General features: G+C 69.0%; 13 protein-coding genes and 1 pseudogene. 10 read left to right on the forward strand and 4 right to left on the reverse strand.

Features of this window, described 5'->3' with window-relative positions:
• The first annotated feature begins 183 nt into the window (after window positions 1–183).
• From ABZ953_RS28730 to ABZ953_RS28750, 5 genes are all read left to right on the forward strand, one after another.
• Window positions 184–1,857 (forward strand): CocE/NonD family hydrolase, encoded by a 1,674-nt coding sequence (locus ABZ953_RS28730; protein ID WP_361729479.1) that lies wholly within the window; start codon window positions 184–186, stop codon window positions 1,855–1,857.
• Between the two features lie 128 nt (window positions 1,858–1,985).
• Window positions 1,986–2,936: an ABC transporter permease gene (locus ABZ953_RS28735; RefSeq protein ID WP_361729482.1), complete on the forward strand. Its 951-nt coding sequence runs from the start codon at window positions 1,986–1,988 to the stop codon at window positions 2,934–2,936.
• Window positions 2,933–3,790, forward strand: coding sequence for an ABC transporter permease (locus ABZ953_RS28740; RefSeq protein WP_361729485.1), 858 nt, complete (start codon window positions 2,933–2,935; stop codon window positions 3,788–3,790). The genes ABZ953_RS28735 and ABZ953_RS28740 overlap by 4 nt, the downstream gene beginning before the upstream one ends.
• Window positions 3,787–4,782, forward strand: a complete 996-nt coding sequence (locus tag ABZ953_RS28745) for an ABC transporter ATP-binding protein (RefSeq protein ID WP_361729488.1) — start codon at window positions 3,787–3,789, stop codon at window positions 4,780–4,782. The genes ABZ953_RS28740 and ABZ953_RS28745 overlap by 4 nt, the downstream gene beginning before the upstream one ends.
• Window positions 4,775–5,629 carry an ATP-binding cassette domain-containing protein gene (locus tag ABZ953_RS28750; RefSeq protein ID WP_361729491.1) on the forward strand — a complete coding sequence of 285 codons (855 nt, stop codon included), beginning with the start codon at window positions 4,775–4,777 and terminating at the stop codon, window positions 5,627–5,629. The genes ABZ953_RS28745 and ABZ953_RS28750 overlap by 8 nt, the downstream gene beginning before the upstream one ends.
• Window positions 5,630–5,660: 31 nt before the next feature.
• Here the strand turns inward: ABZ953_RS28750 and ABZ953_RS28755 are convergent, their stop codons facing one another.
• Window positions 5,661–5,918, reverse strand: coding sequence for a hypothetical protein (locus ABZ953_RS28755; protein WP_361729494.1), 258 nt, complete (start codon window positions 5,916–5,918; stop codon window positions 5,661–5,663).
• A 489-nt stretch (window positions 5,919–6,407) separates the two neighbouring features.
• Here ABZ953_RS28755 and ABZ953_RS28760 point away from each other — a divergent pair, with 489 nt between their 5' ends.
• Genes ABZ953_RS28760 through ABZ953_RS28775 form a run of 4 tightly spaced genes read left to right on the forward strand, consistent with a single transcriptional unit; the run spans window position 6,408 to window position 7,501 of the window.
• Window positions 6,408–6,752: a DUF6192 family protein gene (locus tag ABZ953_RS28760; RefSeq protein WP_361729751.1), complete on the forward strand. Its 345-nt coding sequence runs from the start codon at window positions 6,408–6,410 to the stop codon at window positions 6,750–6,752.
• Window positions 6,753–6,768: 16 nt separating this feature from the next.
• On the forward strand, window positions 6,769–7,113 hold the full coding sequence (locus tag ABZ953_RS28765; RefSeq protein ID WP_361729496.1) for a DUF6192 family protein: 345 nt from the start codon (window positions 6,769–6,771) through the stop codon (window positions 7,111–7,113).
• A 2-nt stretch (window positions 7,114–7,115) separates the two neighbouring features.
• The gene (locus tag ABZ953_RS28770; protein ID WP_361729499.1) at window positions 7,116–7,238 is read left to right on the forward strand and encodes a hypothetical protein; all 123 of its coding nucleotides are present in this window, start codon (window positions 7,116–7,118) and stop codon (window positions 7,236–7,238) included.
• The gene (locus ABZ953_RS28775; protein ID WP_361729501.1) at window positions 7,238–7,501 is read left to right on the forward strand and encodes a hypothetical protein; all 264 of its coding nucleotides are present in this window, start codon (window positions 7,238–7,240) and stop codon (window positions 7,499–7,501) included. Before ABZ953_RS28770 ends, ABZ953_RS28775 begins: the two co-directional genes overlap by 1 nt.
• A gap of 378 nt (window positions 7,502–7,879) precedes the next feature.
• Here the strand turns inward: ABZ953_RS28775 and ABZ953_RS28780 are convergent, their stop codons facing one another.
• The 3 genes and pseudogenes from ABZ953_RS28780 to ABZ953_RS28790 form a co-directional block, all read right to left on the reverse strand.
• Complete coding sequence (locus ABZ953_RS28780; RefSeq protein WP_361729504.1) at window positions 7,880–8,812, reverse strand: hypothetical protein; 933 nt, start codon at window positions 8,810–8,812, stop codon at window positions 7,880–7,882.
• Between the two features lie 549 nt (window positions 8,813–9,361).
• Entirely contained in the window at window positions 9,362–9,796 is a 435-nt protein-coding gene (locus ABZ953_RS28785) for a hypothetical protein (protein ID WP_361729507.1), read from the reverse strand.
• A gap of 469 nt (window positions 9,797–10,265) precedes the next feature.
• A pseudogene (locus tag ABZ953_RS28790) lies at window positions 10,266–10,370 on the reverse strand (short-chain dehydrogenase); the annotation flags it as partial.
• 49 nt (window positions 10,371–10,419) lie between these two features.
• On the opposite strand from ABZ953_RS28790, the gene ABZ953_RS28795 reads away from it, so the two are divergent.
• Window positions 10,420–11,883, forward strand: a complete 1,464-nt coding sequence (locus ABZ953_RS28795; RefSeq protein WP_361729509.1) for a hypothetical protein — start codon at window positions 10,420–10,422, stop codon at window positions 11,881–11,883.
• Window positions 11,884–11,888: the final 5 nt, after the last annotated feature.

The raw sequence follows: 11,888 nt of genomic DNA on the forward strand, positions 1-11,888 counted from the left end.
CCGACGGCAGACCGCACGACGCCCGGAAGGATTCGCCGAGGCCCTCGCCGCGTCCGGGCCCCGCCCCACGCCTGGCCGCAGACCCGTCTCCGAGCACCCGCCCGGAGGGCTTGACGTTGAGCACCCCGAGACGCAACGTTGTTGTATGACGATGTTTTCCATCGGTTCGCCATGGAGGGCCGCATGAGCTTTCCCGTCCAGCGCGTCACCCCGCAGCCCGTCCCTCCGCACGCCAAGCCGCACATGGTGCGCATGCGCGACGGGGTGCTGCTGGCAACCGACGTGTACGCCGCAGATCCGGGGACGCCGACGCCGACCGTCCTGGCCCGCCTGCCCTACGACAAGAACAGCCGCTACGTCTTCTTCGACAAGATCGCGGATCGATTCACCGCTCACGGCTACACCGTTGTCGTCCAGGACGTCCGCGGCAAGTTCCGCTCACAGGGCCAGACCCTCGGCTGGACCGGGGAAGTCGACGACGGCTACGACACCATCGACTGGATCGTCCGCCAGCCCTGGTCCAACGGAATAGTGGGCATGTTCGGCGACTCGTACTACGGATTCACCCAATGGTCGGCAGTCTCCAGCGAGCACCCCGCCCTGCGCGCCATCGTTCCCCGCGTCACCTGCACCAGCAACGGCCCCGGGATCGCCACCTACGACGCCGGCTCCGGTACGCAGCCGCTGTGGCTGGAAGGCACCACCTACCAGGCGCAGATATGGGTCGACAACGACAGCTACGAGTTCGACATCGACTTGTCCAGACGCCCGATCGCCTCCGCCTACGAACAGGCATTCGGCGCGATCGGAAAGCGCTCGGCCGGCTTCGACCTCATCGCCTCGGGCATCTCCCTCGCCCCCTACAACGGGCCGCATCCCTACGACGCGCGGCCGGTGCCGGTCCTGCACTGCGTGGGCTGGTTCGACAACCTCGGCATCGCCCACATGCGCGACTACACCGAACTGGCACGACGGCCCGGATGGTCTGCACTGCAGTACCTCGTAGCCGACACCACCGACCACGAGAACTACTTCCTGGAGAACGCCCCGGTGGCACCGGACGACGACCACCTGGTCGACGCCACCGCCTTGGAGCGCATGCTCGATTCCTACACCGGTCCCGCGATCGAGTTCTTCGACGTCTTCCTCAAGGGCACTGCCCAGCCTGATTCGCTTCCCCGGGTGCGCTGGAAGCTCGCTCACGTGGGGTGGCGCACCTCGAGCACCTGGCCGCCGCCGCAGGCCGCCGAGACCGAGCTGTACCTCGACGATCCGGCGGACGCCGCCGGCGCGGTCCCGGGCGGGACGCTCGCCCTCAGCCCGACCGCCGGAACGCGATGCGCGCAGTGGCGCTACGACGCCGACGATCTCGTACCGTCGGCCGCGGCCGACACCTTCATGCAACTGCGTGACCATGTGGACGAGCGCCGCACGCTCGACCGGGACGACGTCCTGGTGTTCACCAGCGCCACTTCGAACGCCCCGCTCGTCCTGGCAGGCCCGGTCCACGCGGTGCTCCACGTGGAGAGCACGGCGCCCACGTTCGACGTGTTCGTCCGTCTCCTCGACCTGGCGCCGGACGGCACCGCGCGCCTGGTCGTGCGCGGCTGCGTCCAGGCCGACAGGCCAGGTGAGGTGGAAATAGCCCTGGGCCACACCGGCTACCGGGTACGCCCCGGCCACCGCCTCGCGCTGATGATCGCCGGCAGCGACTTCCCGAACCACCTGCCGAACTCCGGCTCGCTGGAGAACCCGTGGCTGACAACGGCGCCCAAGGCGAGCCTGCAGAAGCTGCGGACCGGATCCACCCACCCCTCACGCCTGCGTCTGACCGTCCTGCCCGAAAGCGGCGAATAGCCCCTGCACCCTGGAGGGCTCATGCTCCCTCTGCGACACGTACTGCCTGCGCCCCCGGAACGCCGGCGCAGCCGTGCACGCCCGGCCCGCGCACCGCGACGTACGCGGTGTGAAGGAGGCGGTCCGACATGACGCTGCGGTTCGTCGCCACCCGGCTCGGCATGCTGCTCGTGACCGTGTTCGTCTCCAGCCTGGCCATCTACGGCGCCATGTTCCTCACCCCCGGAGACCCCGCCACGCTTCTCGTCGGCGGCAGCCGGAACCCCGACCCAGCCGTGCTGGCTCAGATCCACCGTGAGTACCACCTGGACGACCCTTTCATCCGGGGCTACTGGCACTGGCTGAGCAACTGCCTGCAGGGCGACTTCGGCAAGTCCCTTGTCTTCCGCGCCTCTGTCGCGGACCTCATCGGCTCACGCGCGGGCGGCACATTCGCGCTGGTCGCCTACGCCGCCGTCCTGGTCCTCGCCATCGGCACCGTCATCGGCACGATCGCCGCGCTGCGCGGCGGCAGGACGGAGACGCTGACCACGGCCCTGACAGCGGGCGCAATGGCGGTGCCGACCTTCGTCATGGCGGTCCTGCTCATCTGGCTCTTCGCCGTCCAACTGCCGTGGTTTCCGGTCTACGGCTCCGGTGAAGGCTTCGCCGGCACCCTCTCCCACCTGACGCTGCCCGCCGTCGCCCTGGCGATGACCTGGATCGGCTACGTCGCCCAGGTCACCCGGACCGCCGTTCGCGCCGAGATGCGCTCGGAACACGTGGAGACCGCCCGCAGCCGCGGCGTCCCCGAACGCATCGTGATCCGGCGGCACATCCTGCACAACGCCTCCGGCCCCGTCTTCGCCGTCTCCGGCGTCGGCGTCGCCGGCATCATCGCCACCGCGGCCGTCGCCGAGCAGGCGTTCGGCACCGGCGGGCTCGGAGCCCTCATGATCGAGGCCGCGTCCAAGCAGGACATGGCCGTGGTCCAGGCGATCTCGCTGCTCTTCGTGGCCGTCTTCGTCGTCGTCAACACCGCCGTCGACCTGGTCAGCGCCGCCCTCGACCCTAGAGCCACTCAGAAAGGGGCCCGATGACCGCCGCCCTGTTCGCCCGCACCGCCGCGAAGCCCCGCGCCGTGCGCCCGCGTGACCGCGTGACGCTTGCGGCTGGATGGGTGGTCGGCCTGGTCGTCCTACTGGCCCTGTTCGGCCCGCTGATCGCCCCGCACGATCCGAATGCGGTCGACCCTCTGAACGTCAACGCCGCGCCGACGGCCGGCCACCTCCTGGGCACCGACGACACCGGACGCGATCTCTTGTCGCGCCTGATCGCGGGGGCCCGTGCCAGCATGGTCGCCCCCACCGTCGTGATCGTCGTCTCCACCACGCTCGGCACGCTCTTGGCGCTGTCTGCCGCTTGGTTCGGCGGATGGCTCGACCGGTGCGTCTCAGGGGCGCTGGAGATCGTCTTCGGCTTCCCTGGGCTGATCATGGCCGTCCTCGTCGCTGCCGTCTTCGGCGCCGGGCTCACCGCGCCGATCGTGGCCCTGTCGATCGCCTACCTGCCCTTGATCACCCGGGTCGTGCGATCCGCCGCGATCAAGGAACGCGACCTGCCGTACGTGGCCGCGCTGCAGCTTCTCGGCGCGCCCACCGCCCGCGTCTGGCTGCGGCATCTGCTGCCGAACCTGTTGCCGCTCGTCCTGGTCCAGGCCGCCATCGGCTTCGGATACGCCCTCCTCGACGTGGCCGCAATCTCCTTCCTCGGCCTCGGAAGCCAGCCCCCGAACCCTGAGTGGGGACTGATGGTGTCCAACGGAGCGCCCTCGATCCTCGCCGGCCAGCCGCAGCAGTCGCTCTACGCGGGCCTCGCCATATTGACCACCGTCGTGGCGTTCAACCTGCTGGGCGCGGGACTGTCGCGACGTCTGCTGGGAGAGAACGCATGAGCCCGACACCTCTGCTCCAGATCGACGCGCTCAGGATCGACCTGCCCCTGGACGGGGCCCTGCGCACCGTCGTCCACCGCGCCGACGTGAGCATCCCCGCGGGACAGGCCGTCGCCCTCGTGGGCGAATCCGGGTCGGGCAAGTCCCTTACGGCCCGATCCGTCATGGGCCTGCTGCCCCGACAGGCCCGTATTCAGGGGGACGTCCTGTTCGACGGGGAGTCCGTACCGGGGATGAAACCGGAGCGCCTGCGGGCGTTTCGCGCCTCGGACGTCGCCATGGTGTTCCAGGACCCGCGGGCCCACATCAACCCGGCCCGCAGCATCGGTGACTTCCTGATCGAGGGCCTGACCACCGCGCGCGGAGTCCCGGCCGCCGAGGCGGTCAACAAGGTCATCGGGATCCTGCGGGAAGTGGACATCAGCGACGCCGACCGGCGCATGCGCCAGCGGCCCCACGAGCTGTCCGGCGGCCTGCTGCAACGCGTCATGATCGCAGCCGCGCTGGCCACCGAGCCGCGTCTGCTGCTCGCCGACGAACCGACCACCGCTCTGGACGTCACCACCCAGGAGGAGGTGATGGCCATCATCGCAGAGGCCCGCGAGGCCCGCGGGCTCGCCATGCTGTTCATCAGCCACGACCTGGAACTCGCGGCCGCCGTGTGCGACAGGGTCGCGGTGATGTATGCGGGCTCGACAGTGGAGGAGCTGCCTGCCACCCAGCTGCGCGGCCGCGCCGCACACCCCTACACGCGGGCCCTGCTCGCCTCCCGCCCTTCGGTCGACGACGTCGGCGCGGGGCTGCGTTCCATCGAGGGCAGACCGCTGTCCGGCTTCGAGGTGCCGCAGGGCTGCGCCTTCAGCGACCGCTGTCCCGGGGTGCAGGATCTGTGCCGCACCGACCTTCCGCAGCCAAGTGCCGCGGGTGACGGCACAACGGCCTGCCACTTCCCCCACACGTTCTCGTCCGGGGAGGCCGGCAGCCATGCTTGAGGTACGCGACCTGCGCAGGACGTTCGGTGACTTCGTCGCGGTCGACGATGTGACCTTCTCCCTTCCCGAGGGCGGCTCGCTGGCGGTCGTCGGCGAGTCGGGCTCCGGCAAGACGACCACGGCCCGCATGGTCGCCGGGCTGGAGACCCCCAGCTCGGGGCAGATCCTCGTCGGCGGCAAGGAACGCGGCGGGGGACGAGTGGGATCACGGGAGCGGCGCGCCCGGGGCAGGCAGATACAGCTGGTCTTCCAGGACCCCTACTCCTCCCTCGACAGGCGTCAACGCGCGTACGACGCCGTCGCGGAGGCGGTCCAGCTGCATCAGCGTCCGTCCGCGGACGAAGTACGAGCTCGCGTAGCCGAGCTGATGGACATGGTGGGCCTGGACGACCGGCAGGCCCGGTCCCTGCCGAAGTCGCTGTCGGGCGGGCAGCGACAGCGCGTCGCCATCGCGCGCGCCCTGGCCGCCGAACCGCGAGTGCTGATCCTGGACGAGGCCGTCGCGGCCTTGGACGTGTCCATACAGGCGCAGATCCTGGGCCTGCTCGCCCGGATCCGAAGGGACACCGGGACCGCCCTGCTGTTCATCACGCACGACCTCGGAGCCATCCGGCACATCAGCGACGACGTGCTCGTGATGCAGGGTGGGAGGGTCATCGAGCAGGGCCCCGTGGCCTCGGTCCTCGAACATCCTCAGGAGGCGTACACGCGCCGGCTCATCGAGTCCATCCCAAAGCCTGGCTGGACACCGCAGAAGAGGGCGGGCAAGGCAGCCGCCGGCGCGCGGACGATTCGCGAACCGAGACCGCGGTCCAGCGGCGGGCGCCGCCGTCTGTCTACCAGCTGACTGCACGGCCGGCCGGCCTTCGCTCGGGGCGTCACGCGGTCTGGACCGGAGCCCCTTTCCTGGCGGGCGCGGCGGACCGGCCTTCGATGATGCCGGTCAGCCCGGCCAGCCCCGGGCCGTACTGCTCGTTCAGCGCGTCGCCGAGATCGGTGTAGATCTGCTGGACGTACATGTCGTGGCGGACATAGCCCTTGACAAGGGAGGCGAACAGCGGGTCGATGACCCACCTGCTGTCCCGGTCCTTGCCGCCGGGTGCCAGCGCCCACAGCGCCGCCTCGCCGTCCGCCACGACGGGCTAGGTGCCGGGCCTGGTGGTGGCGGTAGACGAAGCCTTCGGTACTGGCGTGGCGGAGGGTGCGGCCCGGCAGTTCGAACGGCGGGGCGCCGAAGCAGAGCAGATGAGGCAGGTTGGGCTGTCTGGAGAACCGTCGCGCCTGGGCTCGCAGTACCAGCCATCGCCTCCGGGCGGGGCGAAAACCTGCTGCGCCAGCGCCACAATGACCGGGTGATCCACACCCCGCTCTCTCCCCCTGTCCCCTGTCCCACGCAGCCGCGCGGGTGTGACTGAGCGGCCCTGTCTGGCCCCGATCGACAGCTCGCCCCGCCCTCGCGTACCGCGGCGGCTGGCCGCCTGGGCGGTGCGAGGGCGAGGACGTCCAGTCGGTGGGGAGACCATGCGCCGGTTCGCCGACGACATCGGAGTGAACGTCTCCAGCATCATGAATTACCGATACACCGCGGGGCACTGGCCGCCCGAGCACCGGGTCAGGGGGTCTCCCTGGACGTCCACCGGATCCTGATCGGGCATCCGGACCGGTTCGAGATCATCCGTAATCCGCCGTTCAATCAGCGCTACGGCGTCAAGCGGTGGACCCAGGACGCGGCCAAACGGGCCCGGGGCTGGAACGTCCAGCATCCGGTGTCGGTGCAGGAGAAGGTGACCGCGATTCACGGTCTGGCGGCCGATGACCAGGTGGCCACGCAGGTCGCGGCGGATCTGCCGCGCAAGCCGGCGGTCGCCGACGAGGTGCCGGCCAAGGCACGCATCGAGGCAATCCGCGATCTCGCGCACGATGAGCAGGTGGCCTCCGAGGCCGCCACAGATCTGCTGGACCGCCCCTGACGTCGCCTTCAAGGCCATGTCGGATGACCGGGCCAGGCAGTCAGTCAACCACGCCCAGGTCGAGCGCGGCCGCCAGGCCCGCGAGCAATACGAGCAGACCAGCGAACTCGCGCCCGCCATCGAGCGATTCAAGCGATCCAGCGAGCTCTTGGACCTGGTCACCGCCTGCCACACCTTCGTGGCCGCCGTCGGCCGGGTCGTCCCCGGACCGCGCGGCCGCGCCGTCTCGCCCGAGGAACGCTCGCTGCTGCACGAGAACATCGCACGCTGCCGGGCCACCCTGCACTGGATGGAGCACGCCGTTGACACCGGCGTCGTCGACGTCGACGACGCACTGGCCCGGCTGCTGCGAGGCGAGTAGCCGTGCCGCGCTCCAAGATCCGGGAGCGTGACCGGCGCCGTTCACCCGCCGCCGCGCGTCACGCCGACACCATCCGGCTCGCCTTGATGGAGACCGCACCGGCCGGGTTGCAGAAGCCCGGCTGATGGTGGTCACCGAACTGTCCCGTTCCCAGCTGGTGCGCGGTCTCGCCGCCTACCGCGAGCTGGCCGGAGACAAGACATGGCCGCCGCTGCTGTGGTCGTTCGAGGCCGGCTATCACTTCTGCGAGGACACCGACGCGCTGGAGCGGTGGGAACGCCAGCGGGCCGACTTTCCGGTCACCGCGGGCAGCCCGATCCACGGCACGATCTGCTTGGCCTGCATCGGCTTCGCGGCGTCGGTAAGGACCTCGATGATGTCCCGATAGACATCCGGCAGCACCGCATCCGACAGCCCCTGGCGCCAGTGCGGCACTGTGATCGCCCCGACCACCCGCACCCCGGGGTGCACCGGGTTCTCCGGCTCCGCGCCGCGGGGCCACCGGTGCGGTCGCTCCGGACCCGCCCAGATCCATGATCACCTCGGCCACCGTCTCCCGGGCGATCCGCAGCCGCGACCATGCCTCCCGCTCGTCCTCCAGACGGGCCGTCAGCCGGGCGAGCTCCGCTTCGAGCGCCTCCACCCGGGCCCGGGCCGCCGCCGCCCGCGCCTCCAACTCCGCGATCAACGACCCCATCGGCGTCGCCTCCTCCACCCACACGGTAGAGACCCGACCACGCCGCCGCCCCTCATGCGCAGTCGTACGTCAGCCCGCCCGCTCATAGGTAAGGACGGTCTTCGGGTGGTTGCCGATACTGCGTAGGCGCAGCGGGCCGTCCGAGGACTTCACGTCGAAGTTGTACTTGAGCTCCTCCGGCGGGCAGTTGACGGTCCTGGTGCCCTGATCGAGCTTGAAGTTGCTCATGGACAGGTTGTACTGGCTGCTGCCGGTGACAATGACGCTGCCCTTGCATCGCGGGCCGGTGAGGGACTCGATGACCACGCGTGCCCATCTGCCCGGCTCGACCTGGTGGACGGTCAGCTGCTGGCTGCCGTCCGTGGCTCGCCACCGGCCCACGAACCAGGGGTGGATGGGCTTGTGCTCCGTGACCACCTCGGCGAATCCGGAGCCTTTGCGCCAGGTCAGCGTGGTGGTTTGCAGGCTGCTGGGATGGACGAAGTCCACTCGGGTGCCACCGTCGCTGATGCGGGCCTTCGGCCAGTAGATGTAGCTCTTGGTCGGTTTGGTGGTCCAGGAGGAGAGGTCCCCGGTGGCGACGGCCGCGATCACCTCTTCCGGTTCTTCGCCGTCGCTGCAGTACGTGCCGAAGCCGGTCGCGAGCCACACGGTGTCCCGGTACGCCTTTGCCCTGATGCTGCTGCACGGTTTGGTGCTGGTCTCATAGACGGTCTTCGAGGCGGACCAGGCGTCGCCAGAGGCGTCGCGATGCTGTGCCTCCAGGCCGCGGCGAGTGAAGCGGAGGGACACCTGCCGGCCGTCGGACAGTTCGAGGACGGTGTGGTCGTCGTCGTCCTCGACGACCCGTGAATCAGGCTTGTCCTCGGGTTCGCGGAGGGACTTCGTGTGCTTCGCGCCGCTGCCGGACGGTCCCCTGTCCGATTGCTCGGCGCAGCCGCCGACGGCTGCGCCGAGCATCAGCACCGCTACCGCCCACGCCGCTGCGCTCTTCGTTCTCATGCCGTGTTAGCTCCCTGTACGCCGTGCCGCGATGCCCGGGCCGGTGGGTGGCACGAACTCGGCGATGCTAGTCGGTGGGCAGCCCGCCCCGCTCGGCCCCCGGCACGGTGCGGCCCCGGCGGTTCCGTCACTCGTCGAGGACGGCGGCGACCGCACCCGGGCCCGGGCCGCCGCCTCCCGCGCCTCCAACCCCCCGATCAACGACCCCATCAGCGTCGCCGCCCCCACCCACACGGTAGAGACCCGACCACGCCGCCATCACCCACAACCACGGTCTGCCAGCTCAAACCATCGGGGCCGTCCCCGGAAGAGAGCTACACCCAAGGCCGGCTGACCCACCCGCTACCGCCGTCGCATCGCAACCGGTGTCCGGGCCGGTACGGCCCAGCGCGATCCGCAGGTGCGGCAGGTGCGGCAGGTGCGGCAGGTGCCCTAACTGGCCTGTATCCCGTCAACTGGTACAAGAAGATCGGGTCCTGACGCGGTCACCCACCTGATGGCGTGAGCCCGCCGCACCCGATGCTGCGAACCCTCGCCACCTTGCGGCGACTACTCGACCTTGACCAGCTCGAAGACCCACCCCAGGGCGGACTCGCGTGACAGGTGCAAACGAGGCGGATGGATCTGTATTGGGGCGATCCCCATGGCCAGGTCGCTACCGTTGGCAGCAAGGCGGAACGTGAATCCGGGGGCGATGGCGACGTGCCAGTTGCAAGGAGGGAACTCGGAAACCTGCAGCCGGAGTATCGCGCCATCGCGCGGCGCGTCGGGCGCCCCCTGGTAGCTCAGGTACCGGGCAGGGAAAACATGGGAAGCCAAGTGGATCGCATAGCCGTCCGAGGTCGCCTGGGCCTCGAAGCTTTGCCCCTCGCCCCCTGGAGGCAGAAGGGTGAGGTCATCTCCTCCTGAGTTGGTGAGACAAAGCTGCTCGCCGTCGAAGGGGGATGTGAGGATGCGAAATACGCCGTTGGGCACATTGCTCATGAATGACTCCTTCTGTTCGCGGCGGTCACGGCGATGGCTGACTTCGGAGACAGATTGGTATCGCAGCGAGACAGCTGACAGAGGACGCTTCCACAAGCGGCTCAAACCCGCCTTCTCTCGGAGACCAGCAATGTCGCCTGCTCGCAAGGTCACCGGGCACAGAACGTGCGGCCTGGATGTTCTCCACCCCTCCGAATGAAGTCTGGAAGCCAGCGCTCCAAGCCAGCTGCACCGATAGCTCTACAGACCCGCCAGCTTGTCACGGCCGCCGTCATTCGCATGCTGCCTCTCAACAGGCGCAGACAACAGCATGACCACTTCTGCACTCACGCACCCCCAGAGCTCAACTCTGGGTCCAAGAGCAGCTTCTGACCGGCGAGCGGTGAAATCCCGCTGCCCTGGCCCCGCCCGTCGCCGGCCGGGGCATCATCCGCAGGCCCGCCAAAACCCTCTCCCCGCATCCGTTTGACTACCCAAGACCGCCGTTGCTCTGGAGAAGCCGGGCATTGATCCATCCGCCCTCCGCCGAGCAGAGGAACGTGACCAGATTCGCGCAGTCCTGAGGCACACCGACACTGAACGTCCGCACCGCCAACGATGGCGGAGCATCCGACGCCGTCAGCGTGGCGTTCAGCGGAAACGGCACCAGCACCGGTGGCGATTACTCCGTCGACCTCAAGCTCCCCGATTCGGATACGAACAGCCCGAACCCGGACCAGTCGGCACAGGTCCCCACCGGCCTGATCACCCGGCCCCTCGGCGCCCCCGTCTCCAGCAGCCCGACGGCGAGGAAGACCCCGCTCAACGAGCAGTGCGGCGGCCCGGTCGACAAGAACGGCGCCCAGGCGTGCTTCGGCCCGTCCCTCACGTTCGACGAACTGCCCCCCGAGGTCCAGCAGAAGCTGAAGGAACAGCAGAAGCGGGTCAAGGAGAAGGCGGCACGCGCGCCGGGGCCCCGAGCCGCCAACGGCATGACCGACTGGTGCGTCACCAACCCATCGGGTGAGAGCAGGGCCGCCTTCGCGACCCGCACTGTCGAGTGCGAGAGCAAGACGCTCCCCGCCTACTACAAAATGGACGGTAAGCCGTACGCCACCGCGTACTTCAGCATGACCCGCGAGATCTCGCTGGACGGCACCACCTCGCCGCTGTTCCGGGCCATCGAGATGGTCATGAAGGACCAGTCCTGCACCGGCCATACGCAGTGCAAGGACCCCGGCAAGGCGCCGTACGAGGACTGGGGCGGCAAGCCGCTGTGGATGTCGGCCGCCGAAACCCGCGAAGCCAACCTCAAGACCACGTTCACCTGGGACGACACGGAGAAGGAGCGGACCTTCGACTTCCGCACCGACTTCCGCATCGCGGGAATTCTTCAGGCCGGTAACACGCCCGGCGTCCAGGACGTCGGCTACCAGTGGAGCATGGACGACCCGTCCGACCTCGAAATGATCCGCTGCGACACGAAGAAGACCTTCGGCAAGAGCGGCTGCATCTTCGTCAACGTCGCCCCCACGTATACGTTCAACGCGGCCAAGTTCCCGCAGGCCGCAGCACACGCCTGGCTGCTGCAGGAGAAGCTGCCGAACACCATGGGCGTGAAGACCCGTGACACGCCGCTCTACTACCTGCCAGGTGGCCGCAACGGCAAGAACCGTGCCGTGGTCTGCGACGAGGACGGCTGGGCCAACAAGTACGGCGACCTGGGCGCGATGCAGGATGCGACCGACAAGCCGAACTGCGACGAGTTCGCGTTCAACGCCTCGTACAACAGCGGCGGCCAGCCCCAGAGCGAGGACGGCCTCAACCCGGTGGCTTCCGGCTCCGAGTGCGTGCAGACCTTTGCGAAGAAGCAGGCCGACGGCGTGCACCTGCTCAACATCGACGGTATGAAGCCGACCTGGAAGGAGGTCTGCGGACGCTCGGCGATCTCCGGAAAGCACAACTCCGGTTCCATGTCCGCGTTCTCCGCGGGCTTCGCGAAGAAGCTCCGTCTCGACGACCGCGATGCGTACTGGCTCGAGACCGGCATGAGCGGCGACTGCGAGGACAAGAACGGCGTCTTCAAGTGCACCATGAAGACGAGCTGACCCCG

The organism is Streptomyces sp. NPDC046465 (assembly GCF_040646035.1).
Taxonomy (GTDB): domain Bacteria; phylum Actinomycetota; class Actinomycetes; order Streptomycetales; family Streptomycetaceae; genus Streptomyces.

Bases quoted from the DNA above. Each gene is read 5' to 3' on its own strand.
- ABZ953_RS28730 (WP_361729479.1), top strand. From the start codon at position 184: ATGAGCTTTCCCGTCCAGCGCGTCACCCCGCAGCCCGTCCCTCCGCAC.
- ABZ953_RS28735 (WP_361729482.1), top strand. From the start codon at position 1,986: ATGACGCTGCGGTTCGTCGCCACCCGGCTCGGCATGCTGCTCGTGACC.
- ABZ953_RS28740 (WP_361729485.1), top strand. From the start codon at position 2,933: ATGACCGCCGCCCTGTTCGCCCGCACCGCCGCGAAGCCCCGCGCCGTG.
- ABZ953_RS28745 (WP_361729488.1), top strand. From the start codon at position 3,787: ATGAGCCCGACACCTCTGCTCCAGATCGACGCGCTCAGGATCGACCTG.
- ABZ953_RS28750 (WP_361729491.1), top strand. From the start codon at position 4,775: ATGCTTGAGGTACGCGACCTGCGCAGGACGTTCGGTGACTTCGTCGCG.
- ABZ953_RS28765 (WP_361729496.1), top strand. From the start codon at position 6,769: ATGTCGGATGACCGGGCCAGGCAGTCAGTCAACCACGCCCAGGTCGAG.
- ABZ953_RS28775 (WP_361729501.1), top strand. From the start codon at position 7,238: ATGGTGGTCACCGAACTGTCCCGTTCCCAGCTGGTGCGCGGTCTCGCC.
- ABZ953_RS28780 (WP_361729504.1), bottom strand. From the start codon at position 8,812: ATGAGAACGAAGAGCGCAGCGGCGTGGGCGGTAGCGGTGCTGATGCTC.
- ABZ953_RS28785 (WP_361729507.1), bottom strand. From the start codon at position 9,796: ATGAGCAATGTGCCCAACGGCGTATTTCGCATCCTCACATCCCCCTTC.